The sequence below is a fragment of the Ralstonia edaphi genome (assembly GCF_958350185.1).
Classification (GTDB): Bacteria; Pseudomonadota; Gammaproteobacteria; order Burkholderiales; family Burkholderiaceae; genus Ralstonia; species Ralstonia edaphi.
In genome coordinates this window covers 742,729-765,679 of sequence record NZ_CATWHI010000003.1, presented here as the reverse complement: position 1 = coordinate 765,679, position 22,951 = coordinate 742,729, and the positions used below count along the sequence as shown (strand labels likewise).

The following is a 22,951-nucleotide window of genomic DNA, read 5'->3' as shown; positions in this document are numbered from 1 at the left end:
CAGTGAATTCGGGGTACGCGAAATATACTCCCCCCGAGTATAGTGATGCTACTCTCGCGCGTCGTTCACCTCACCTCGATACCCGACCCATGGCTCATACCATCCGCGACAAAGCCAAGCTGCTGGCGCGCGTGCGGCGCATCCAGGGGCAGGCCGCTGCGCTGGAAAAACAACTCGCCGACGAGGGCGATTGCACGGCCGTCCTGCAGCAGATCGCGGCGATTCGCGGTGCGGTCAACGGACTGATGGCAGCGGTCATCGAGGGTCACTTGACCGATCACGTCGTGAAGGAACCTGCCGAGGCGCAACGTCAGGAAGACCTCGATGCGGTGATGCAGGTGATCAAGTCGTACCTGAAGTAACCGTAACGCGCCGCCCTTGCGCCCAGCGCGCGATCCCGATAGTCTGCTCAGACGCCATCGGCCAATTCCGATTTATCGCCTCTTTGATTCTCTGAATCTTCGTCTTCATGTCCCGACTTCACGCCACCCTCCTCGCCGCCGGCCATCGCGCCCGCGTGGATGACGTGTGCGTGCAGCCTGGGCCTTTCCCGCCTCCTGTCGTCTCCTGGGGCTACGACGCGGTCGCTGCACAGCCGCCGCCGCCGCCGCCCGCTCTCGGCTGATTTCCAGCCGCTTCGTTTCCGGTTGACCTGAACCTGCCTCGGGCACACGCCCGAGGCAGGCGCTTGCCTGCGCGCCGGAACCCGACATCTCTTTTCGACAGGTGAGTGGAATGCGTTCCATGCAAGCCGCGCTGGCAGGGTCCGGCGCGACGGTTCTATTCGTGCTGCTGTGGAGCAGCGGTGCAATCTTTGCGGAGATCGGGGTGCAGCATGTCCCGGCGTTCGCGTTTCTGGTCGGGCGCTTTGCGCTCGCGTCTTTGGTGCTGGCGGGCCTCGGGCTCCGGCGCAGGCAGTGGTGGCCGGCGCCGGGCTCACGGCTGAAGGTCGCCGCCACCGGTGCCTTGCTGACCGGCGGCTATTCGATCTGCTATCTGCTCGCGCTGGACCGCGGCCTCACGCCCGGGCTACTGGCCACGGTGCTCGGCGTGCAGCCGCTGCTGACGCTGCTCGTGACTGAACGTACCTGGTCCGCACCGCGGATGGCCGGCCTCGTCCTCGCGCTGGGCGGCCTTTCGCTGGTGGTGGGCGGCGCCGATGCGCATCAGGTGCCGATGGCCGGTCTCGGCTATGCGCTGGCCGCGCTGTTGTGCATGACGGTCGGCGCCATCGGCCAGAAGCGGCTGAACCAGTCGCCCATCGATACGCTGCCGCTGCAGAACGCGGTGAGCCTCGTGATGTGTGCGGCGTTTGCTTTCGCGCTGCCTGCGCAATCGCTGGCGCTCGCGCCAAGCCTGCCCGGTATCACCGCCTTGCTGTGGATGGGCGTGGTGATATCGGTGGGAGCGCAGCTGCTGTTCTACCGGCTCATGCAGCGCGGCAATCTTGTGAACGTGACGAGCCTGTTCTACCTCGTGCCGGTGGTGACGGCGCTGTTGGATGAGCTTGTGCTGGGGCATCGCTTGGCGCTTGTTGCGATGGCGGGCATGGCGATGATTTTGCTGGGGTTGGCGGTGGCGTTTCGGGCGATCCGCTGAGCGCCGCCGCCGGGCGAGCCGCTGGATCTGGGCGGCTCGCTCCCGCTACAAACCGCCCGGTGGCCGTTGCCTTACTGCGCCAGCTGCCGCAACTTCCATTCGCCGCTGGGCTGCTTGCACAGCCACGCCGTCCACTGCTCCTTGCTGCTGCCGCGCGTCAGTTCGCTCTGCAGACGGCGGCACGGCTGGCCGGCGTCCGTCTTCGATTCCAGCGGTGTGATGGTCGCGTCGACGGCGGCCTGCTTGCCTCTGGCCGGCGAGGTCCATTGCGCCGGCGTGTTGTCGGCGGTGCTCTTGAGCGCATCGCCGATGGCCTTGGTGAACGACTTCAACTCCGTCGGGCTCATTGAGCCGATGATGGTGCTGGCCAGCACGTTGCGGAAATAGGCGAACGACGGCGTGGCGGCAGCAAACAGCGCGGCGCCCGCACAAGCGAGCGCAAGACGGCGGCGATGCGACATGGGTCCCCCAGGATGTGACGAAAAGGAGCCTTCATCCTAGACCATGCCGCACCGGCCTGGGGTGTCGCTGTGCTCAGCCGCCCAGCTTGTCGAGCAGGCTGTACCACGCCACGCCCGCCGCAATGTAGAAGCGCTGCAGGCCATGCAGCGGGATCGGCGTGATGGGCGATACGGGGTACGGAAACGCCTCGCCACTGCCCGCCAGCCGCGCGGCAATGTGCTGGCCGAGGCTCGTACACAACGCGATGCCGCGCCCATTGCAACCCAGCGCCATCGTGATGCCCGGTGCCGGCTCGTGAATGTGCGGCATGAAATCGCGCGTGATGGCGATGCGGCCGGCCCAGCGGTATTCGTATTCCAGCGGGCCGAGTTGTGGAAAGAGCAGCTCCAGTGAGCGTTCGAGGTGTGCAAAATCCTGCGCGTCGCGCGGCTCGGAAAAGAAGCCGCGTCCACCCATCAGCAGGCGCCCGGCTGCGTCTTTGCGGAAATACAGCAGCAGCCGTTGCGATGTGGAAGCCGTTTCGCCGCGCGCCAGAATGCGCTCGGCTTCAGCCGTCTTGAGCGGCTTGGTGGCGACGATGAAGCTGTTGGCCGAAAGCACCGTCTGCGCCAGGCCCGGCCAGAGCGGACCGGTGTAGCCGTTGGTGGCGATCACCACGCGCTGCGCACGCACCGTTGCGCCCGTGCTGGTGGTGGCGCTCCACTGCGTGCCTTGCCGCTCCAGCGCGGTGACGGCCGTGCGGCCATGCACGGCGGCACCTGCATTCTGCGCGGCACGCACCAGGCCGCGTGCATACGCCATCGGCTGGATGGCGCCCGCGCGGCCGTCGAGCCACGCGCCGGCAAACGCCTCGGTGCCCACACGTTGCGCGACGGCGGCGCGGTCCAGCATTTCCACCGGCACGCCGCGCTTTTCCCATTGCCGTGCGCGGGCGTGCAGCGCGGGCACAGCCTTGTCCGAATAGGAAAGCTGCAGCCACCCGGCACGCACGGGCTGGCAGTCGATGCGGTGCCGGTCGATCAGGTCGAACACCAGATCGGCGGAGCGCGAGACGGTGTCGATCAACGGTTCGGCGCGCGCGGCGCCCAGCAGGCTCACCAGTTCATCGGGGTCGTGCTTGAGCGTCGGGTTGACCTGCCCGCCGTTGCGCCCGGAAGCGCCCCAGCCCGGATCGTTGGCTTCGAGCACGGTGACCTGCGTGCCGCGTTCGGCCAGATGCAGCGCGGTGGACAGCCCGGTGTAACCGCCGCCGATGACGAGCACATCGGTGGTGATCGATTCCATCAACGCAGGTGTAGGCGGTGCAGCAGGCGCCGTGGCGGCCCATAGCGAGGGCGGCAGCGGCTCGCCGCTTGCAGCCATGTCGAGTTGCGGCTGCGTCATGGCGCGAGGTCTCCGGCGGGAGCATCGGCGGGTTTGTGCAGCACGCGGCGCAGAAAATCCTGCGTGCGCGGTTGGCGCGGGGCGCCCAGGACCTGCGCGGCTGGGCCTTCTTCGACGATGGTGCCGCTGTGCAGGAAGCATACGCGGTCCGCCACCTCGCGCGCAAAACCCATCTCGTGCGTGACGACGATCATCGTCATGCCTTCGCGGGCGAGTGCGCGCATCACCTCAAGTACGTCGCCGACGAGTTCGGGGTCGAGCGCAGACGTGGGCTCGTCAAACAGCATCGCCTCGGGTTCCATCGCCAGCGCGCGGGCGATCGCCACGCGCTGCTGCTGGCCGCCGGAAAGCTGCGCCGGATAGGCCTCTGCCTTGGCGGCCAGGCCCACTTTTTCCAGCAGCGCCATCGCCTTGGCACGTGCGGCTTCGGGGCGCTCGCCCTTCACGTAGACCGGGCCTTCCATCACGTTTTCCAGCACGCTGCGATGCGGGAACAGGTTGAAGCGCTGGAACACCATGCCCATGCGGCTGCGCAGCGTGTGGATCGTTTTGCTGTGCTGGTCGACGCGTTCGCCAAAGGCGCGGATCTCGCCGCCGTCGTACGACTCCAGCCCGTTGATGCAGCGCAGGACCGTCGATTTGCCCGAGCCCGACGGGCCGATCAGGCAGACAACCTCGCCCTTGTTCACGTGCAGGCTCACGCCGCGCAGCACGTGATGGTCGCCAAAGTGTTTCTGCAGATCGCGGATCTCGATCATGCTCATCGTTTGGCCCTCCCCGCGCCCATGCGGTGTTCCAGCTTGCGCAGGCCGAACACCAGCGGCAGGCTCATCACCAGATAGAGCAGCGCGACCAGCGTGTAGACCGTCATGTTCTGGAACGTGGACGAGGCAATGAGCTGCCCCGCACGCGTCATTTCCGCCACCGTGATGGTGGACACCAGCGACGAATCCTTGAGCATCATCACCAGCGTGTTGCCGTACGGCGGCAGCGCAATGCGAAACGCCTGCGGCAGGATCACGCGCCGCATGATCAGCGCGCCGCGCATGCCCATGGCCTGCGCCGCTTCACGCTGGCCGGGGTCGACCGCTTCGATGCCGGCGCGGAAGTTCTCGGCCTGATACGCCGAATACGCAATGCCCAGCCCGATCACGCCCGCCTGAAACGCGGTCAGCTGAATACCGATGTCCGGCAGCACGAAATAGATGTAGAAGAGCTGCACGATGATCGGCAGCCCCCGAATGATGTTGACGATCGTCGCCCCGGCCGCAGACACGGCCTTGACGGGCGACAGGCGCATCAGCGCAAGCCCCAGGCCGATCACGCTGCTGAGCAGGAACGACAGCACGGTCACCTCCACCGTGACCACCGCCCCCTTCAGCAGGATCGGCAGGAAGTCCTGCGCGTTCTCAAGAAACGTTGCAACACTCATGGCGCATCACCGATCCGAAAATCAGATGCCCCACTTCTTCACGATGGCATCGAGCGTGCCATCGGCCTTGATCTTGGCGATGGCCTTGTTGAGGCGGTTGAGCGTTTCGGTATCGCCCTTGCGCACCACCAGGCACACGTCGCCTACGTTGGCGGGTTTGTAGCCGGCCGCCAGCTTCACGCCCTGGAAGGCGTTCTGGCGGATCTGGTACGCGATGATCGGCTGGTCGCCCAGGCCGGCCTTGATACGGCCCAGCGCCAGGTCGCGCGTCATGTCGGCCACCGAGTCGTAGCTGCGCACTTCCTTGAAGATGCCCTTCTTGTTGAGCATGTCGAGGAACACCGTGCCGACCTGCGCGCCAACGACCTCGCCTTTCAGGTCATCAAGCGTGGCGTAGTTCTTGGCGTCGTCAGCCTTGACGATCAGGCCTTCGCCGTACGAGTAGACCGGGTCGGAGAAATCCACCACCTGCGCGCGCGCCGGCGTCTTGAGCATCGCCGCCGAGATGATGTCGATCTTGTTGGACGTGAGCGACGGAATCAGCGCCGAGAACACCGTCTGCTGCACGTTCACGTTGAAGCCCCCGGCCTTGCCCACGGCCGTCACGGTGTCGACCATCATCCCCTGGATGGAATTCGTCTTCACGTCCAGAAACGTGAACGGCACGCCCGTGGCCGTGGCACCGACGTTGTAGGTGGCCGGCGCACCCTGCGCCCAGGCAAACGATGCGGTGCCGAGCATGCACAACGCCAGTGCAGCGCGACGGAAGGTGGTGACAACAGACATGGCAATCCTCCAGGCAACGGAAAAAGACGCACCCCGAACGCGCATGCACGGGGACTGGCTCAACGTAATGCAATGGTTGTGCCAATATTCGAACGTAACGAATCGATAAATAACTATGGAAAACCACTAATCGACGTATGTGAATCGATATGCGATTCTTTGTTCGTTGATTTGTCACCGAACCGCCACTTGTCATGACCGACGCCGCTGAACCTGCCGACGCCCCCGACCTGCTGTTCAACCAGTCGCTGGAGAAAGGGCTGGCCGTGCTCGGCGCCTTCAACGCGCAGCGCCGCACGATGACGATTGCTGACGTGGCCGCCGCCGCCGGCATCAACAAAAGCTCGGCGCAGCGCATGGTCTACACGCTGGAGCAGCTCGGTTACCTGCGCAAGCATCCCCAGACGCGGCGCTACCAGCTCACCCCCGCAGTGATGAAGATCGGCTTCAATTACCTGGCCGCCGACACGCTGATCGACGTGGCCAATCCGTTCCTGGCCGAACTCACCAAGATGACCACCGAAACCTCGTGCCTAACGGAGCCCGATCAGGACGAGATGGTGTATGTCGCACGCTTCGTGAGCGCGCATTTCGTGCCGGTGCACATGCCCATCGGCGCCCGCATCCCGATGTATTGCACCGCGTCTGGCCGCGCTTACCTGAGCGCGTTGCCGATGCCCGAAGCGCAGGCCATCGTCGAAAGTTCGCAGCGCGTGGCGCACACCATGCACACGCGCACCGACGTGGCGGACATCATGGAAACGCTGCGCCAGGCGCGCCAGCGCGGCTACGCCACCAACTGCGAAGAACTGTTCCTCGGCGACATGACGATTGCCGCGCCGGTCGTCAGCAGCAATGGGCGGCCGCTGGGCGCCATCCACCTTGTTGCGCCCACCGGCCGATGGACGGCGGAAGAGATGGAAGCGAAGCTGGGCCCCGCGCTGCTGCAATGCGCGCGGGCCATCAGCACGTCGGTGCGGGCCCTGGGGTAGCGGCGGGCAGCGGAGCGTCGCTGCAGCCGCCCCGCCACCATCAAGCCTTGGGCGCCTTCACCAGCACCACGGGGCATTCGGCATGGGCAAGCACCCGGCCTGCCACCGAGCCCATCAACGCCTCGACGAATACGCCGCGCCCGTGCGAGCCCATGACGATGGCCGCCGCCCCCGCACTTTGCGCGTGGTGCACGATGCGATCCGGTGGAAAACCCACCAGTGCGTGCTGCTCGAACGGCACGCCGGCGGCACCCAGGATCGAACAGACCGAAGCCATGGCGCCGGTGCTTTCCTCCGCGTACCACGCGTCAACCTCTGCCTTGCCCACGAGCGATTTGATGTCGCCAGACAGGTCCGGCATGCAGTGCACAACGTGCACCGTCACATCGCTGCCGAAGAGGGTCTTGTTTGCAATGCAACGCGCTGCCGCATCGGAATAGGTCGATCCGTCCGTCGCCAGTACCAGGGTTTTCATGTGGCCTCCTTGCCATGTCTGCGGCCGCACCTTGTGCGCGGCCGGTATCTGCTTCCAACGTAAGCGCTGCTGAAAACCACGCGTTGATACGAGTCAACGTAAGCGCTGTGGTGCGGTCGCGCAGTCAGCGCTTGCACAGGAAGGCAGGCAGAATGCGCAAGTTGACCCGCAAGCTCGCGCCCCCTCATGACGACCACTCCATCACTTTCCGATTACCCGCTGCATTCGACCGACAAGCTTCGCTACGGCGACACCGACCGCCAGGGCCACATCAACAACGCCGTCTTCGCCACGTACCTGGAGACCGGCCGCGTGGAAATGCTCTTCACGCCCGACAACCCGCTGGCCGCGCCCGGCTGCGAGTTCGTCATCGCGCAGCTCGTGCTCGACTTCCGCAACGAAATTCTCTGGCCGGGTTCGGTGCAGATCGGCACGCGTGTGGCGAGCGTCGGGCGCAGCTCGGTCAAGCTGGAGCAGGCCATCTTCCAGAACGGCCAATGCGCCGCCACCTCGCAATCGGTGATCGTGCAGATCGACGTGGCGACTCGCCAATCGACTCCGATTACCGATAGCGCTCGCCAGCGCCTGGCTGCGCTCACCGCTGCCCCTGCCGGCGCCGAAGCGGAGTGATGCGCGGCGTACGCAAACGAACGCCTCCGAAAATTTTTTAACTTTGCTTGCACTTGCGCCCCTGGCCGGGAGCAAGATGGCTCTCCCGTTCAATCACGCGGAGGTGACCATGGGGCTGTTGGATGAAGTGGGCAAGATCGCCGGCGCCGTCGCCGCCGTTGAAGCCGCCGAGAAGGTCGATCCGGATGCCGGCCTGCTGACCAAGGCCGTTGCCGCGGTCGCCGGTTTCAAGGGCGCTGGCGCGCTGGAAGAGATGCTGGAAAAGAAGGACGAAGCCAAGGCCGAAGGCGCCGAGGCGGCTCCGGAAGATGGGGCTGCGCCGCAGGCTTGATTGCTCGCAGGCTCAAAAGGATTTGGGGGACCCCGCCGGTTGGCGGGGTTTTTGTTTTTTGGTGCCCTGCGTTCGAGGCGAGTCCTTACCGCCATATGGGCACCTATAATCCCCACCGTCACCGCACCAACGGTGATCGGGTTTCGCAGCCCGTCCACGCTCACCACAGACGGACAGCCGCCTTTCGCGCGGCGTTTTCATGTCCGGTGCTTGCGCACGCCTATGCTTTTTTTTGCGGCGGGCCGGGCAGGGAGACCTTCGGGTCTGCCGGTTTCCTGTGGTGGCCGGTCTGCGAACCCTGTCGTCAGGCCCGCCACCCTCGTTTCGCAGCGAATGGCGGGTCTCCTGCAATCACCACAGGAGGCCACATGGCTACCGCACTCAGCGGGCATCGCCCCGCGTCTTACCCTTCCCCTCCGCCTTGGCGCTGCAGGCTTCCCCCGCAACCGGGAGGTGCCGCATGTCGCTGACCAAGAACCGCCTCTACCTTGACGGCGCAGTCTCGGCGCGCGCGTTTCTGTGCCGCACGCGCAGCGTCATGCACGACGCCGGTCATTGCCGGCCCGGCAGGCTGCGCGAGCAGCTCACGTACTTCTCGGAACACGCGTATCCACCGGCCTTCGTGAAAGGCTTTATCGATGCCATCGACGCGTATCTGTCGATGTCGCTCGGGGGGAGCGACGTGGACCCGCGCACGTGGGAGGTATTGGCCGCCATCGAGCGACGGCAGGTCACCGCCGCATAACAACACGCAGACGCATCCCCGAGACGGGCGGGGATGCCGGTACCACGCTGCAACGTCGTGGAAGGCGCTGTGGCATGCTGGCCCTCTCATTTGAGACGGATACAGCGGGAGCCATCTTGAAGCTCGATCACATTGCCTTTGCGGCGCAATCGCTTGAGCAGGCGCAGGCGTATGCCTTGCAGCGGTTTGGCGTGTCGCTGCCTGCTGGCGGCAAGCATCCCTTGATGGGCACGCACAACCTCGTTACGCGGATTGCGCCCGGCGTCTTTCTGGAGTTCATCGCCATCGACCCGGACGCCGCAACGCCCAACAGGACGCGCTGGTTTGCGCTGGACCGCCTGATGCGGGAAGGCACATTGGAAGAGGCGCCCCGGTTGTTCGGATGGGTCGCGAGCGTTCCTGATCTGGCGCGCAACGCGAGCGAATTACCGCAGCACGAGTTGCTTGAAGTGACGCGTGGCGATTTGCGATGGCACTTCTTTCACCGCAGAGACGGTGAAGCGGAATTGGACGGATGCTGGCCCGCACTCATCGACTGGGCGGGCGGCCAAAGCCCAGCCGGCAGGATGCAGGATGTTGGGCTGCGCCTGATCCAATTCCAACTCGCGCATCCGGAGATGCCCGCTCTCCGCGAGAAGCTTCAGCGGCTCGGCTGGGAGGCTGTGGCCGCGGAGAACCGATCTGTCGAATTAGCCGATGCGGCGCGGCCCGGATTGACGCTTGTGCTTGATACGCCAAATGGGCGCGTGCAGATCGAAGGCGGCGGCCTCTAACCGCCGTTCACGGGTCAGGCGGCGCGCCGCTCCGCCACACGTTGCCGCGTTGAGAATCCGTCGCGCACGCACTGCGCCAACGCCAGCGCCGCCGCACTCGCGCCTTGCGCCGGCAGCAGCAGGCTGATCGCAAACATCGGCAGTTCGGGCAGGCCGGCTTCGGGCCCGAGGATGTCCAAGTCCGCCGGCACCGTCGGCGTCAGCCATGCCGTGACGGCCAGCCCGGTGCGGACCGTGGCGGTGGTCGCTTCGATGTTGCCGCTCTCGAACACCGTGCGCCATTCGATGCCGTGCTCGCCCAGGGCCTTGAGCACGCGGGCGCGGAAGGCGCAGCTTTCATCCACCATCGACAGTGGCAGCGGCCGCTTCGCATGCACATTGCCGCCGCGCGGGCCGACCCACACCAGCCGCTCCACGCACAGGCATTCGCCCGCGGCCTCATCCACCGGCGCTTCGACCACGGCGACGTCCAGCTCGCCGCGCGCAATGCCCTCCGCCAGCTCGGGTGAGGTGCCGCAGACGATGGTCAATTCCACCGACGGCCACGCTTCGGTAAACGCCTTGAAGATCGGCGGGAAAACGGTGCCGACCAGGTCGTAAGGCACGCCCAGGCGCACCGGCCCCTGCAGCGGGCGTGCGGCCATGTCGGCCCAGATTTCGTCGTTGAGGGCGAGCAGGCGTTTGGCGCGGCCGAGGAACCGTTCACCCGCGTGGGTGAGTTCGAGCCGCCGGCCGTCGCGTTCGAACAGGCGGCATTCGAAGGCGTCTTCGAGCCGCTTAATCTGCTGGCTGATGGCGCCCTGCGTGAGGTGCAGCGCGTTGGCCGCCACCGTCATGCTGGCGTTTTCCGCCACGGCAATGAAGGTGCGGACAAGGGTGATGTCGAGGTTCTTGGCCATCGCTGCATTCTAGAAGCTAATGCTTGGCCGCAAAAACCTCATCGCTGCTAATGACTTGTCAGCGCACCAAGAGCTTCATCATCGTCTCGAACGTCTTGCCGTACGGCGCGCGGAACAGGCCCAGCCCATTCAGCCGGGCCTGCTTGAACACCGGCTTCATCTTCGAGAACCGCTCGAACCCGTGGATGCCGTGGTACGCGCCCATGCCGCTGGCGCCCACGCCGCCAAAGGGCAGGTCGTCTTGCGCCACGTGCAGCAAGGTTTCGTTGATGCAGACGCCGCCGGCGATGGTGCTGCTCATCACGCGGTCGATGGTGCTGTTGCTGCGCTCGAACACGTACAGCGCGAGCGGGCGCGGGCGCGCGTTGATGTAGTCGATTGCCTCGTCCAGCGTGCGATACGGCACCAGCGGCAGCAGCGGGCCGAAGATCTCTTCCTGCATGACGCGCATGTCGTCGGTGCCGCCGGTAATGAGCGCGGGCGGGAACAGGCGCGTGGCGTCGTTGGGCGCAACGTTGGCGAGCGGCAGCACCTGCGCGCCCTGCTCGCGGGCCTCGTCGGCCAGGCTGACCATGCGCTGGAAGTGGCGCGGGCTGATGAGCGTTGTGTAATCGCGGTTGCGCGCCATGTCGGGGTACATCTTGCCGACCAGCTTGCGTGCGGCATCGATGAAGCGCTGTTCGGTGCCGGCCGGCAGCAGCACGTAGTCGGGCGCCACGCAGGTCTGCCCGGCGTTGAGCAGCTTGCCCACCAGCGTGCGCTCTACCGCGCGGTCAAAGTCCGCATCCGGCCCGATCAGCGTGGGCGATTTGCCGCCCAACTCCAGCGTGACGGGCGTGAGGTTGTCGGCGGCCGCGCGCATGACGTGATGGCCGATGTTGGTGGAGCCGGTGAACAGCAGGTGGTCGAACGGCAGCCGCGAGAAGGCCTCGGCCACCGCCGCATCGCCATTGATGACGCGCACTTCGTCGGCGGCAAAACTGCGCTCGACCAGGTCGGCAAACAGGGCGGAAAAGCGCGGCGTGTATTCCGAGAGCTTGACCATCGCCCGGTTGCCCGCCGCCAGTGCGGAGACCAGCGGCCCGATGGTCAGGTAGATCGGGTAGTTCCACGGCACGACGATGCCCGCCACGCCCAGCGGCTGCGGAATCAGTCGCGTGCTGGCCGGCCGGAACCATAGGCTCACGCCGCGTCGCTGCACGCGCATCCAGCGCTTGCCGTGCGACAGCGCGTGCTTGATGCCGTCTACGCTCGGGAAGATCTCCAGCAACTCGGTTTCCTGCCGCGAGCGATTGCCGAAGTCTGCGCTGACCGCCTGGGCGATGGCCTCGCGGTTGTCCATGACAAGGCGCTTGAGACGCATCAGGCGGTCTCGGCGCACGGGCCAGGCGGGCAGCATGTCGGCCTGGTGCGCGGCGCGCATGGCCTCGAAGGTCTGCTGCATGCGCAGCATGTGCGGGGCGGGCAGGTCGGCAGGTTGCATGGGGGGCTCCTGACAAGGTCGGCGGATCGGTGCAATTGCAAAGCAGTATGGTCGCCACGCGCTTCTGCGACGGGCTGATACGGCTCTGCCGTGTGCCGCATGCCAGGCTTGCCGAGGCCCACGCAACCGTGTGCCAGCGCGGAATTGCTGCATTGCGGCATCTCGCCATCGCTACCCGGACAAGGGTTTGTGGGCGGCGGCGCGCTGGTTTGCTGCGTGACATCGAACGATGCCTCTAATGCGGGTAAGCCCGGCCGTTTGAAACAACCCATGGCGCCTAGGATGTGAGTTCGTGACCGGCAGACAGCCGGCGGCGTCGCTCGCCCAATAAAAAACCCATACGGAGACATCCATGGCCACCGATTTGCCCACCTCGGCCCTCACCTTCGACTACGTCATCGTTGGCGCCGGTTCGGCCGGTTGCGCGCTCGCCAGCCGGTTGACCGAAGACCCGGACGTGACCGTTGCGCTGCTCGAAGCCGGCCCGCACGATCATCACCTGTCAGTCTGGGTGCCGGCCGGATGCGCGGCGTCGCTGCCGTTCAAGAACAAGCGCAACTATGGGTTCCAGACCGTGCCGCAAGCCGGGCTGGGCGGCCGCCAGGGCTATCAGCCGCGCGGGCGCGGCCTGGGCGGCAGTTCTTCGCTCAACGCGATGATCTACATCCGCGGCACGCCGAGCGACTACAACCACTGGGCCGCACTCGGCTGCACCGGCTGGAGCTGGAACGACGTGCTGCCTTACTTCAAGCGCTCCGAAGGCAACGAGCGTTTTGCCGGCCGCGACGACGACGCGCTGCACGGCGGCACCGGCCCGCTGCACGTGAGCGACCTGCGCACCGGCAACCCCATCGCACAACGCTTTGTGGAGGCCGGCGTGGCCGCAGGCTACCGGCGCAACAACGATTTCAACGGCCCCGAGCAGGAAGGCGTCGGCCCGTACCAGGTCACGCAATACAACGGCGAGCGCTGGAATGCCGCGCGCGCCTACCTGCATGGCGGGGACAAGGCCGACGTCACCTTCAGCCGCAACCGCCGCCAGCTGACGGTGATGCCCGACACGCAGGCCCTGCGGATCGTGTTCGACGGCAAGCGTGCGGCGGGCGTGGTGGTGGAGCGTGCGGGCCGCACAGAAACGCTGCGCGCGCGCCGCGAGGTGATCGTCTCATCGGGCGCGTTCGGCTCGCCGCAATTGCTGATGGCTTCGGGCGTGGGCCCGGCGGAGCATCTGCGCTCGCTCGGCATTCCCGTCGTGCACGACCTGCCCGGCGTCGGCCAGAACCTGCAGGATCACCTCGACATCATCCTGCACAAGAAGGTCTTCAACCTGGATCTGATCGGCTATTCCGCACGCGGCAGCGCGCATATGCTGGGCCAGATCCTGCGCTACCGGCGCGAGCGTCGCGGCATGCTGGCCACCAACTTTGCCGAAGCCGGCGGCTTCATCAAGAGCCGGCCCGATCTGGCCGATCCCGATCTGCAACTGCACTTCGTGGTCGCCATGGCTGACAACCACAACCGCACGTTCAACTATGGCCACGGCTATTCGTGCCACGTCTGCGTGCTGCGCCCGAAGAGCCGCGGCGAAGTGCGCCTGGCCTCCGCCGACACGCGCGACGCCCCACTGATCGATCCAAAGTTCCTTTCTGACCCCGAGGACATGGCCGGCATGCTCGCCGGCTTCCGCGCCGTGAAGAGCATCTTCGCGCAGCGTCCGCTGGCCGACCTCGGCGGGCGTGAGCTGTATTCCGGAAACATCCGCGGCGACGGCTCCGACGACGAAGCCGTGCGCGCCCTCATCCGCCAGCACGCCGACACCATCTACCACCCCGTCGGCACCTGCAAGATGGGTAGCGCCGACGATGGCATGGCCGTGGTCGACCCCGAACTGCGCGTGCGCGGCCTGACAGGCCTGCGCGTGATCGACGGCTCAGTCATGCCGACGCTGATTGGTGGCAACACCAACGCCCCAATCATCATGATTGCCGAGCGCGCCGCAGACCTGATGCGCCAAGGCGGACGCCCCACGCTGAATGTGGTGAGCAGCATCCCCGCGCAAGCCGCGCCCGCGGAAGTGCACTAAAAACGACCAGGGCGACGAACCGCACCGCCGCCCTCCGCACACCGATGGTGTGGCCGTTGGAGCCCTAGATGGCGCCTTGAATTTCTGTTGCAGAGAGGAAAAAGGAAGGGAAACTGTCTGAGCGCAGCGAGTTTTTCCCTTCCCCTCTCTGCGACATAAATTCGAGGGGAAGTCGCCATCTCGGGCGCGCCTTTCTTTTGCTTACTTTTCTTTGGCAAGACAAAGAAAAGTGAGTCAGCCCCGGCAGGGGACGAAACAAGGGATGCACCACAAACGCCCACCCCGCCAGGGGAAACAGTGCCCGCCTCAGTTCCCCGCACTATCCGTAGGCGTATTAAACGAATCCCGCAACAAATAACTCATCGGCACCTCCAGATTCACCCCATTCGGCGGAATCGGCTGCTGGAACCACTTCTTGTAGAGCTTCGGCACCTCGCCGTCGACAATCAGCCGCGTCATCGACTGGTCGATCAGCTTCTTGAACTCCGGGTCCTGCTTGCTGAGCATGATCGCGTACGACGACACGAGCTGCGTCTTGCCCGCCAGGCGGTAGTCCGCCGGGTTCTTGGCCGTGGCGCGCATGCCCGAGAGCAGGATGTCGTCGCCCGCAAACGCATTGGCGCGGCCATCGGCCAGCATTGCAAACGCGCTGCGCAGGTCGTTGGCATCCACCACCTGCATCGTCATGCCCGTTTCGTTGAGCTTGCGTGCGAGGTCGGCATTGGTCGAGCCGCGCGCGGCCACCACCGTCTTGCCGTTCAGGTCTTCCCATTGCTGGATCGGCGAGCTGGTCTTCACCAGCATGCGGCCCTTGGTGATGTAGTGCGGGATCGTGAAGGCCACCTTCTGCCGGCGCTCCGGCGAGTTGTTCGTCGAGCCGCATTCCAGGTCGGCCTTGCCCGTGGCGATCACGTCCAGGCGGTTGGCAGCCGTGACGGGCACGTACTGCACCTTCAGGTCGGGGCGCTTGAGCGACGTGCGCAGCGAGTCGATCAGCCGCGAGCAGATGTCGATGGCGTAGCCGACCGGCTTCGTGCCATCGAGATACGAAAAGGGAATGGAGTCTTCCCGATACCCCACATGCACCGTGCCGGAGTCGCGGATGCGATCGAGCGTCGGGGTGGCGGCAGCAACATCGGGAGAGAAAAATGTGGCGGAAACAGCAGCGGGAACGGCAAGCGCGGCCAGCAGCCACGTGCGCGCAGCGAACGGCATCGTCAAAGTCCTAGGAGAGGTTCGGGCTTCTAATGGCCAGCCGACCGCATCGGGGCCCTATCGACGCGGCGGTGTGCGCAATCGATTGCCTGGCGACACCCGCCGGACTGCGCAGCATTGGCTGGGGCGCGCCGTCACTCCCCCCGGGGAATGCCAAAACGTGAAGCAATGTCACGCGCCGCCATGGGCGCGCATTATGCGCTGCTTGCGGGTATACCCTCAAGCACCTGTTCGGTGCGGGGATAAACGGCCCGACGTCGGCCCGTGGTTTTTGGTGTTGTACGAAAGCGTGCGCTCACGTAAGGCCGCCTCCCGGGTTTGCGCTACACGGGCCACGCGCGCTGCAGCACCGCGCCAAGCTCCTGCGCGTGCCCGTCGAGCGTGCCGAACACACGGCCATGCTGATGATGGAAGCGGCTGGCGATGAAGCGCTCCGCGTCGTCCGGATGGGCGTGGGCCAGCATCAGCGCCGCCTGCGCGGTGAGCGCCAGCCCCTGCGCGATGCGGCGCGCTGACGTTTCCTGGATATCGCCCGGCTGATGCAGCATCGCCTGCAGCGCGGCCAGCTCGGCGCGCACGGCACGATGGCCCTGCGCGCGCTCGCCAATGTCGTGCACCAGGCGCAGCGCATCGTCGGGCGTGCGGGCGATGGCACGCAGCACGTCCAGGCACATCACGTTGCCCGAGCCCTCCCAGATGGAATTGACCGGCGCTTCGCGATACAGGCGCGCCATCGGGCCTTCTTCCACGTAGCCGTTGCCGCCCCAGACCTCCATCGCCTCGCCGGTCGCTTCGATGGTGCGCTTGCAGACCCAGAACTTGGCGGCGGGCGTGACGATGCGCTTCCACGCCGCCGCGAGCGGATCGACATCGGCGCGCTCGAACGCGTTGCCCAGTTCCATCATCAGCAAGGTCGCGGCTTGCGATTCCAGGGCCAGATCGGCCAGCACATTGCGCATCAGCGGCTGGTCCGCCAGCAGGCGGCCGAATGCCATGCGATGGCGCGCGTGGTGCAGCGCCTGCATCAGCGCGTGGCGCAGGATGGCCGCGCTGCCGATCACGCAATCGAGCCGCGTGTGCGTCGCCATCTCGATGATGGTCGGAATGCCGCGCCCTTCCTCGCCGATGAGGATGCCCTCCGCGCCGCGAAACTCGACTTCGCTGCTCGCGTTCGAACGGTTGCCGAGTTTGTCTTTCAGACGCTGGATCTGGATCGGGTTCTTGCTGCCGTCATCGCGAAAGCGCGGCACGAAGAAGCACGACAGCGGCCCGTCTTCTGCGCCCATGCGCGCGACCACCAGGTGCGCATCGCACATCGGCGCAGAGAAAAACCACTTGTGGCCGGTGATGGCGTACGTTGCGCCACGGCCTTCGCCACGCAAGGGTATTGCCACCGTGGTGTTGCTGCGCACATCGGAGCCGCCCTGCTTTTCGGTCATGCCCATGCCGACGAGGATGGCGGTTTTCTGGCGCCACGGCAGATCGCGTGCATCGTGTTCGCGGGCATAGAGACGCGGCCCCAGGTCGGCAAACAGCGCGGTTTCTTTCTGCAGTACGGGAATGCTGGCGAACGTCATCGTCGCCGGGCACAGCGTGCCGGATTCGATCTGTGCCTGCATGAAATAACCGGCGGTGCGCGCGGCCCAGGCGCCCGGGCGCGGGTCGGCAAACGGCAGCGCCTGCAGCCCCTGACTGCGCATCAAGCCGAGCAACGCGTGCCAGGCCGGGTCGAAGCGGATGGCGTCGATGCGCTCGCCGGTGCGGCTGTGGGTGTGGAGTTCGGGGTGATAGGTGTTGGCCTCGGCGGCCCACTGCAGCGTCTCGGGTGCGCCGAGCTGGTCGCCGAAGGCTTGCAGCGCGCTGGCGTTCCAGCCACCGCCCAGGCGTTCGAGCGCGCCTTGCAGCGTGGTGTCGGACGTGAAGGGGTTGAAGCCGGTCAGGTCCGGGACCTGGTTGAAGACGCGGTGGGTGGCCTCTGTGGGCATTGGGAGTCTCCTGGCGTGGTGCTTTTGGTGTGTGGGCCATGGTAGACCACCGCGCGCTGGGGTGGGTGGAGGGGGATTTCCATACGCGGTCCTCATTCCGCTTGCAGGGCCGCCCCATCCTCCTGGTGGAAAATTCGAAGAGCCGGATTTATTTAGCCCAAGACTCATTGGCGCTTTCTAATTCGAAAATTCAAAAATGATCGGTGTCCGATATTTTTGGTGATGAATGGTCTCTGTGTCTCACTGCCCGGTCATGCCGTCTCAATATGCGTTCTTTTAAGGAGACGCGGCCGCGATATGAAGGGGAAAAATCCCAGAAAATCCTTGTCTGGCAACGGTTTGTCCGCCGGCCGGTGTTGACGGAAGGGGAGGCTTTTCTTAGCATCCCGTCCGGATCAATGTGTCAGTCAAAATAAATAAGAAAGACTGCGCTGATCTGACGGGGGATTTCCAAGGGATAACACGCAGCCATTGCGCAGATTATCGGCATGCAATGGAGTGCCGGTGTGCAAATCCCACGCGCTATTCCCCTGTGAAGGGGGAGTGCCTGGCAGCAGCCAGGCTCTGAATTTCACAAGAACGCTCGAGAGAAAAAGCTCGCAAGACAGCGGGCCGGAACGAGGGAGAAATGCGCGTGCTGACACAAAACAGCCCGTTTGACCGGCGGGGGGTCGCCGGATGGTCAATGTTTCGTTGTCTGCAGGCGCACGGTCGGGCATGGCTGCGCCGGGGCTTGCTGGCTGTGCTGGCGATCTGGCTGGCGGTGTTGTCGCAAGCAGCGCTCGCCGCCGCCTGCACCGTCACATTCGCGACCAACATGAATGTGCAGAAGTCCTATGTCTTTACGGGCGCGGACACGAACAACTGCGACCCCTTCCTGGCCGGCATTGCTTACGATGCTGTCGGCGGTACGAACAATTCAACCAGCCCGGCCGTTCTCAAGGCGACCGCCCAAGGCGGCACAATCGCCATCTACAGCGGTTCGGTACCGCCCTCGGGCGATCCGTTTACCAGTGGTTTCGTATACACCCCGCCGAACAACTTCAGCGGCACCGATACCGCCATGTTCTACACGAGCAATGACGGCGTCACGTGGGTGCCTAACGGTATCGTCAGCATCACTGTCATCTCAACTGCACCCACAGTGACGAGCGTTTCGCCGAGCTCAGGCCCGACCGCCGGCGGCACCTTGGTCAACATCACCGGCACGAATTTCGCCGGCACCATGGCGGTCAAGTTTGGCGCGACCAACGCAAGCAGCTTCAGCGTCAACAGCGCCACGTCGATCACAGCCACCGCGCCCGCAGGGGCGGCCGGTACCGTTGACATCACCGTGACGAACGATAGCGGCACCAGCACCACCAGCGCCGCCGACCAATACACCTTTGTGGCGCCTCCCGTTGCGAACGCGGTCAGCACCACCGTTGCACACGGCAGTACAGGCAACCCCGTCACGCTGAACATCACCGGCGGCGCGCCGACCGGGGTGGCTGTCGGAACGCAGGCAGCGCACGGCACAGCCACCGCGTCGGGCACGTCAATCACCTACACGCCCAACGCGTCGTACTCTGGCTCGGACTCATTCACCTACACGGCTACCAATACGGGCGGCACGTCGGCGCCGGCCACCGTGACGGTCACCGTGTCGAATCCGACCGTCACGTATGGGCCGTCGTCGCCTGCAGCCGGCACGGTGGGTACGGCTTATAGCCAAACGCTGGCTTCGGCCAGCGGCGGCACGGCGCCTTATACCTACGCCATCGCGTCGGGTGCGTTGCCAGCGGGCATCTCGCTGGCCAGCGATGGCACGCTTTCGGGCACGCCCACGGCGGGCGGTACGTTCAACTTCACCGTGACGGCCACCGACAGCAGCACAGGCACCGGTCCATTCACAGCGACCAGCGGCACGCTCACGCTGACCATCGCTGCGCCGACGATCACGCTCTCGCCGTCCGCACTGCCCAATGCCACGGTTGCTACGGCATATACCCAGACGATAACGGCCAGCGGCGGTACGGCGGCCTACACCTACGCCATCACGTCAGGAGCGTTGCCGGCGGGCCTCACGCTCAGTTCTGGCGGCGTGCTGTCGGGTACGCCCACGGCAGGCGGCACGTTCAACTTCACCGTGACCACCACCGATAGCAGTACCGGTAGCGGCCCGTACACGGGTAGCCGCGCCTATTCGCTGGTGGTCAATGCGCCCACGTTGGCGATCACACCGGCATCGGGCAGTCTCAGCGCTTCAGCCGGCGTGGCGTACAGCCAGACCTTCGCAGGCAGTGGCGGCCAGGCGCCGTACACCTATAGCCTGGTGGTCAATAGCGGGACGATGCCGACTGGCCTCTCGTTCAACACCGGTACCGGCGTGTTGTCCGGTACGCCCATCACCACGGGCGTGGTCAATTTCACGATCACTGCCACCGACCACGCAACGGGCACGGGCCCGTACAGCACGTCTGGTACCTACACGCTGACCACCTCGGCGCCCACCATTACCGTGTCGCCCGCCACGCTGACTGCGGCGACTGTGGGCGTCGCCTACAGCCAGACTGCCACGGCTGGCGGGGGTGCCGCGCCTTATAGCTACGCGCTGACGGCCGGTGCGCTGCCAGCGGGCCTGACCTTGAACGGCAGCACCGGCGCAATCACGGGTATGCCCACGGCGGGCGGCAACTTCAACTTCACGGTCACGGCCACCGACGCCAACAGCTATACCGGCGCGCGGGCGTACACGCTGACGGTCAACGCAGCCACCATCTCGGTCAGCCCGAGCACGTTGCCGGGCGGCACCATCGCCACGGCATACAGCCAGACCCTCTTGGCAAGCGGCGGCACAGGTCCCTACACGTACGCCGTCACGGCAGGTTCGCTGCCGACGGGGCTGACGCTATCCAGCAACGGCACGCTGTCGGGTACGCCCACGGCCGGCGGTACGTTCAACTTCACTGTCACCGCGACTGACAGCAGCACCGGAAGCGGCCCCTACACGGGTAGCCGCGCCTACTCGCTGACGATTGGGTCGCCCACCTTGGTGATCACGCCGGCCTCGGGTTCTCTCAGCGGTGTGGCCGGCACGGCTTACAGCCGCAACTTCACGGCAAGTGGTGGTACGAACCCGTACACCTATGGCCTCGTGGTCAACAGCGGCACCATGCCCGCGAGCATGACGTGGAACGGCGCCACCGGCACGCTGGCAGGTACCCCAACCACAGCCGGCACGGTCGGCTTTACCGTCACCGCTACCGACAGTTCGACAGGGGCGGGCGCTCCGTTTGCGGTCAGCGGTGTCTATACGCTCACCATCGCTGCGCCCAGCGTGACGGTATCGCCGGCCACGCTGCCCAACCCGGGCGTTGCTACGGCGTATAGCCAAACCATCACGGCGGCCAATGGCACCGCGCCGTACACCTATGCCGTGACGGCGGGCGCATTGCCGACAGGCTTGAGCCTGAACACCTCCGGCGTGCTGTCGGGCACGCCCACCGCAGGCGGCACGTTCAACTTCACCATTACGGCCACCGACGCCAACAGCTTCACGGCTAGCCGCGCCTACAGCGTCACCATCGGTGCGCCCACGGTGACGGTGAATCCGGCGGCCGCAACGTCGGCCCAGGTCACCACGGCCTACAGCCAGACCTTCAGCGCCACCGGCGGCACCGCGCCGTACACCTACGCCGTGTCTGCAGGGACGTTGCCCGCGGGCCTCAGCCTGAACGCCAGCACAGGCGTTCTGTCGGGCACGCCCACCACGCTGGGCAGCAGCACCTTCACCGTGAAGGCCACCGACAGCAGCACCGGCACCGGCGCCCCGTACAGCGGTACACGCAGCTACACGATCACGGTCGGCCAGGTGATCGGCACCGCGCCGGCAATCACGGCCACCACCACGTCGACGGTGCCGATCACGCTGCATGCAACGGCCAATGCAACGGGCGGTCCGTTCACGTCCATCGCGATTGGCAGTCCGCCCGCCAGCGGCACTGCCGTCGTCAACGGGCTGGACATCGTCTACACGCCAACCCCGACCACCTCTGGCGCCGTCAACTTCACCTATGCGCTGATCAATACGGCCGGCACTTCCGCGCCGATTCCGGTGACGGTCAACGTGAACGCGGTGCCGATTGCCGTGGCGCAGAAGCAGGCCATCACGTCGTCGGGTCAGGGGGTGAGCGTGGACTTGACCGAAGGCGCCACGGGTGGCCCCTTCACAGGCGCGACGCTGGTATCGGTGGTGCCGGCCAACGCCGGTACGGCGACGATCGTGCAGAAGGCCGTGCAGACCCCCGCAGGCGTGAGGAGTCCGGCTGCGGCGGCATCGACCTACGTGCTGAACTTCACTCCGTCGGGCACCTACAGCGGCCAGGCTGCCATCACCTATACGCTGTCCAACGCGTTTGCCACCTCGGCGCCGGCAACCGTGCAGGTGAACGTTGCACCGCGCAAGGACCCTTCGGCCGACCCGGATGTAGCAGGCCTGATCAACGCGCAAGTCCAGGCCGCGCGCCGCTTCGCCACCACGCAGATCGACAACTACAACCGTCGTCTCGAAGCGCTGCATGGCACCGGCCGGGCGCCGTCAAGCAACGGTCTGACAGTCGCCATGCCGGGCCAGCGCGTGGACATGCAGGCGCGTTGCCAGGATGTGGTCGGCATTTCCGCGCACGATGCCTGCATGCGCGGTGAGGGCCAGGGCGTTCGGCCGTTCGCACGGGCCAAGCGCACCACCGATGCGGCCAACGGCAACGCCGACAAGTCGAACGCAGATGCCGGCCCTGACCTGCCCGGTGCCGACGCTGCGGCCGCGGGCCCGGACAACACTGACCCGAGCCTCGCGTTCTGGAGCGCCGGTACGCTGGACTTCGGTTTCGCCAACGCTGGCTCGCAACGCTCCGGTTTCCGCTTCACCACGGGCGGTGTGACAGCGGGCGCGGATTACCGCGTGTCCGATCAGCTCTCCATCGGCGCGGGCTTCGGCTACGGGCGTGACTCCACCGACATCGGCAACGCGGGCACCAAGAGCACGGGCGACAGCTATAGCCTCGCGCTGTACGGCAGCTATCGCCCGCTGCCATCGTTGTTCGTCGATGGTGTGGCCGGCTTCGGCACGCTCAGCTTCGACTCGCGCCGCTGGGTGACGGACTCCAACGACTTCGCCACCGGCAAACGCAACGGCAAGCAGGTGTTCGCCTCCGTGTCGGCCGGCTATGAGCATCGCGATCGCACCTGGCTGATCTCGCCTTACGGCCGCCTGTCGGTCTCGCAATCGACGCTGGATCAGTTCAGCGAATCGGGTGCCGGCATCAACGCGCTGACGTATTTCGACCAGACGGTGACGACGGTATCCGGCACGCTCGGCCTGCGTGCGGAATACGTCCAGAAGACCAAGTGGGGCACCTTCCTGCCGTTCGCGCGCGTGGAGTACCAGCACGACTTCAATGGGCAGAGCAACGCAGGGTTGGCGTATGCCGATCTGGCATCGGCGGGCCCTGCTTATTACGTGCCCGGTACGCCGTTTGGGCGCGATCGGATGCAGATCGGGCTGGGAACGAAATTCCGCACCGGGCCGCTCACGTTTGGGTTGGACTACAGCGTGATGGCCGGGATGGGCGGTTTGCAGCAGGGACTTCGATTGACCTTTGCTGCGCCGTTCTGAGGCAACACGCGGTCAGCGCCCA

General features: G+C 65.7%; 19 protein-coding genes. 9 read left to right on the top strand and 10 right to left on the bottom strand.

Annotated elements, in window-relative coordinates; translation table 11 throughout:
• Positions 1-89: 89 nt before the first annotated feature.
• Positions 90-362 (top strand): metal/formaldehyde-sensitive transcriptional repressor, encoded by a 273-nt coding sequence (locus R2669_RS14010; RefSeq protein ID WP_027678743.1) that lies wholly within the window; start codon positions 90-92, stop codon positions 360-362.
• Between the two features lie 373 nt (positions 363-735).
• Positions 736-1,599: a DMT family transporter gene (locus R2669_RS14005; RefSeq protein ID WP_316900684.1), complete on the top strand. Its 864-nt coding sequence runs from the start codon at positions 736-738 to the stop codon at positions 1,597-1,599.
• 71 nt (positions 1,600-1,670) lie between these two features.
• Here R2669_RS14005 and R2669_RS14000 read toward each other — a convergent pair whose 3' ends face one another.
• From R2669_RS14000 to R2669_RS13980, 5 genes are all read right to left on the bottom strand, one after another.
• The gene (locus tag R2669_RS14000; protein WP_147218701.1) at positions 1,671-2,060 is read right to left on the bottom strand and encodes an RT0821/Lpp0805 family surface protein; all 390 of its coding nucleotides are present in this window, start codon (positions 2,058-2,060) and stop codon (positions 1,671-1,673) included.
• Between the two features lie 73 nt (positions 2,061-2,133).
• Positions 2,134-3,444: an NAD(P)/FAD-dependent oxidoreductase gene (locus R2669_RS13995; RefSeq protein WP_316900681.1), complete on the bottom strand. Its 1,311-nt coding sequence runs from the start codon at positions 3,442-3,444 to the stop codon at positions 2,134-2,136.
• Entirely contained in the window at positions 3,441-4,202 is a 762-nt protein-coding gene (locus R2669_RS13990) for an amino acid ABC transporter ATP-binding protein (RefSeq protein WP_316900871.1), read from the bottom strand. The genes R2669_RS13995 and R2669_RS13990 overlap by 4 nt, the downstream gene beginning before the upstream one ends.
• A 2-nt stretch (positions 4,203-4,204) precedes the next feature.
• Positions 4,205-4,876 (bottom strand): ectoine/hydroxyectoine ABC transporter permease subunit EhuD, encoded by a 672-nt coding sequence (gene ehuD / locus R2669_RS13985; protein ID WP_147218705.1) that lies wholly within the window; start codon positions 4,874-4,876, stop codon positions 4,205-4,207.
• 21 nt (positions 4,877-4,897) lie between these two features.
• Positions 4,898-5,662, bottom strand: coding sequence for an ABC transporter substrate-binding protein (locus R2669_RS13980; RefSeq protein ID WP_147218707.1), 765 nt, complete (start codon positions 5,660-5,662; stop codon positions 4,898-4,900).
• Between the two features lie 194 nt (positions 5,663-5,856).
• On the opposite strand from R2669_RS13980, the gene R2669_RS13975 reads away from it, so the two are divergent.
• Entirely contained in the window at positions 5,857-6,654 is a 798-nt protein-coding gene (locus R2669_RS13975; RefSeq protein ID WP_316900679.1) for an IclR family transcriptional regulator, read from the top strand.
• Between the two features lie 40 nt (positions 6,655-6,694).
• On the opposite strand, the gene R2669_RS13970 is transcribed toward R2669_RS13975, so the two are convergent.
• Positions 6,695-7,129: a universal stress protein gene (locus R2669_RS13970; RefSeq protein WP_316900678.1), complete on the bottom strand. Its 435-nt coding sequence runs from the start codon at positions 7,127-7,129 to the stop codon at positions 6,695-6,697.
• Positions 7,130-7,315: 186 nt separating this feature from the next.
• On the opposite strand from R2669_RS13970, the gene R2669_RS13965 reads away from it, so the two are divergent.
• The 4 genes from R2669_RS13965 (at position 7,316) to R2669_RS13950 (ending at position 9,608) form a co-directional block, all read left to right on the top strand.
• Positions 7,316-7,759 (top strand): acyl-CoA thioesterase, encoded by a 444-nt coding sequence (locus R2669_RS13965; RefSeq protein ID WP_316900676.1) that lies wholly within the window; start codon positions 7,316-7,318, stop codon positions 7,757-7,759.
• A gap of 109 nt (positions 7,760-7,868) precedes the next feature.
• The gene (locus tag R2669_RS13960; RefSeq protein ID WP_027678733.1) at positions 7,869-8,090 is read left to right on the top strand and encodes a hypothetical protein; all 222 of its coding nucleotides are present in this window, start codon (positions 7,869-7,871) and stop codon (positions 8,088-8,090) included.
• A 460-nt stretch (positions 8,091-8,550) separates the two neighbouring features.
• Positions 8,551-8,835 carry a hypothetical protein gene (locus R2669_RS13955; protein WP_260803671.1) on the top strand — a complete coding sequence of 95 codons (285 nt, stop codon included), beginning with the start codon at positions 8,551-8,553 and terminating at the stop codon, positions 8,833-8,835.
• Positions 8,836-8,909: 74 nt separating this feature from the next.
• Entirely contained in the window at positions 8,910-9,608 is a 699-nt protein-coding gene (locus R2669_RS13950; protein ID WP_316900869.1) for a VOC family protein, read from the top strand.
• A 14-nt stretch (positions 9,609-9,622) separates the two neighbouring features.
• Here the strand turns inward: R2669_RS13950 and R2669_RS13945 are convergent, their stop codons facing one another.
• Entirely contained in the window at positions 9,623-10,507 is an 885-nt protein-coding gene (locus R2669_RS13945; RefSeq protein ID WP_316900674.1) for a LysR family transcriptional regulator, read from the bottom strand.
• A 58-nt stretch (positions 10,508-10,565) separates the two neighbouring features.
• Complete coding sequence (locus tag R2669_RS13940) at positions 10,566-11,990, bottom strand: coniferyl aldehyde dehydrogenase (protein ID WP_316900672.1); 1,425 nt, start codon at positions 11,988-11,990, stop codon at positions 10,566-10,568.
• A gap of 352 nt (positions 11,991-12,342) precedes the next feature.
• Between R2669_RS13940 and R2669_RS13935 the strand changes: the two genes are divergently transcribed.
• Positions 12,343-14,073 carry a GMC family oxidoreductase gene (locus R2669_RS13935; protein WP_316900670.1) on the top strand — a complete coding sequence of 577 codons (1,731 nt, stop codon included), beginning with the start codon at positions 12,343-12,345 and terminating at the stop codon, positions 14,071-14,073.
• Positions 14,074-14,379: 306 nt separating this feature from the next.
• Here the strand turns inward: R2669_RS13935 and R2669_RS13930 are convergent, their stop codons facing one another.
• Together R2669_RS13930 and R2669_RS13925 are read right to left on the bottom strand one after the other, a co-directional pair.
• The gene (locus R2669_RS13930) at positions 14,380-15,288 is read right to left on the bottom strand and encodes an amino acid ABC transporter substrate-binding protein (RefSeq protein WP_316900669.1); all 909 of its coding nucleotides are present in this window, start codon (positions 15,286-15,288) and stop codon (positions 14,380-14,382) included.
• A gap of 323 nt (positions 15,289-15,611) precedes the next feature.
• Positions 15,612-17,273 carry an acyl-CoA dehydrogenase family protein gene (locus R2669_RS13925; protein WP_316900668.1) on the bottom strand — a complete coding sequence of 554 codons (1,662 nt, stop codon included), beginning with the start codon at positions 17,271-17,273 and terminating at the stop codon, positions 15,612-15,614.
• 628 nt (positions 17,274-17,901) lie between these two features.
• Between R2669_RS13925 and R2669_RS13920 the strand changes: the two genes are divergently transcribed.
• Complete coding sequence (locus R2669_RS13920; RefSeq protein ID WP_430708792.1) at positions 17,902-22,929, top strand: putative Ig domain-containing protein; 5,028 nt, start codon at positions 17,902-17,904, stop codon at positions 22,927-22,929.
• The last annotated feature ends 22 nt before the right edge of the window (positions 22,930-22,951 follow it).

What these genes read in the sequence shown, in the direction of transcription:
- R2669_RS13975 (WP_316900679.1), top strand. Translation starts at nt 5,857, where the DNA reads ATGACCGACGCCGCTGAACCTGCCGACGCCCCCGACCTGCTGTTCAAC.
- R2669_RS14000 (WP_147218701.1), bottom strand. Translation starts at nt 2,060, where the DNA reads ATGTCGCATCGCCGCCGTCTTGCGCTCGCTTGTGCGGGCGCCGCGCTG.
- R2669_RS13980 (WP_147218707.1), bottom strand. Translation starts at nt 5,662, where the DNA reads ATGTCTGTTGTCACCACCTTCCGTCGCGCTGCACTGGCGTTGTGCATG.
- R2669_RS13960 (WP_027678733.1), top strand. Translation starts at nt 7,869, where the DNA reads ATGGGGCTGTTGGATGAAGTGGGCAAGATCGCCGGCGCCGTCGCCGCC.
- R2669_RS13965 (WP_316900676.1), top strand. Translation starts at nt 7,316, where the DNA reads ATGACGACCACTCCATCACTTTCCGATTACCCGCTGCATTCGACCGAC.
- R2669_RS13935 (WP_316900670.1), top strand. Translation starts at nt 12,343, where the DNA reads ATGGCCACCGATTTGCCCACCTCGGCCCTCACCTTCGACTACGTCATC.
- R2669_RS13955 (WP_260803671.1), top strand. Translation starts at nt 8,551, where the DNA reads ATGTCGCTGACCAAGAACCGCCTCTACCTTGACGGCGCAGTCTCGGCG.
- R2669_RS13995 (WP_316900681.1), bottom strand. Translation starts at nt 3,444, where the DNA reads ATGACGCAGCCGCAACTCGACATGGCTGCAAGCGGCGAGCCGCTGCCG.
- R2669_RS13990 (WP_316900871.1), bottom strand. Translation starts at nt 4,202, where the DNA reads ATGATCGAGATCCGCGATCTGCAGAAACACTTTGGCGACCATCACGTG.
- R2669_RS13930 (WP_316900669.1), bottom strand. Translation starts at nt 15,288, where the DNA reads ATGCCGTTCGCTGCGCGCACGTGGCTGCTGGCCGCGCTTGCCGTTCCC.
- R2669_RS13920 (WP_430708792.1), top strand. Translation starts at nt 17,902, where the DNA reads ATGCGCGTGCTGACACAAAACAGCCCGTTTGACCGGCGGGGGGTCGCC.
- R2669_RS14005 (WP_316900684.1), top strand. Translation starts at nt 736, where the DNA reads ATGCGTTCCATGCAAGCCGCGCTGGCAGGGTCCGGCGCGACGGTTCTA.
- ehuD (WP_147218705.1), bottom strand. Translation starts at nt 4,876, where the DNA reads ATGAGTGTTGCAACGTTTCTTGAGAACGCGCAGGACTTCCTGCCGATC.
- R2669_RS13945 (WP_316900674.1), bottom strand. Translation starts at nt 10,507, where the DNA reads ATGGCCAAGAACCTCGACATCACCCTTGTCCGCACCTTCATTGCCGTG.
- R2669_RS13925 (WP_316900668.1), bottom strand. Translation starts at nt 17,273, where the DNA reads ATGCCCACAGAGGCCACCCACCGCGTCTTCAACCAGGTCCCGGACCTG.
- R2669_RS13950 (WP_316900869.1), top strand. Translation starts at nt 8,910, where the DNA reads ATGCTGGCCCTCTCATTTGAGACGGATACAGCGGGAGCCATCTTGAAG.
- R2669_RS13940 (WP_316900672.1), bottom strand. Translation starts at nt 11,990, where the DNA reads ATGCAACCTGCCGACCTGCCCGCCCCGCACATGCTGCGCATGCAGCAG.
- R2669_RS14010 (WP_027678743.1), top strand. Translation starts at nt 90, where the DNA reads ATGGCTCATACCATCCGCGACAAAGCCAAGCTGCTGGCGCGCGTGCGG.
- R2669_RS13970 (WP_316900678.1), bottom strand. Translation starts at nt 7,129, where the DNA reads ATGAAAACCCTGGTACTGGCGACGGACGGATCGACCTATTCCGATGCG.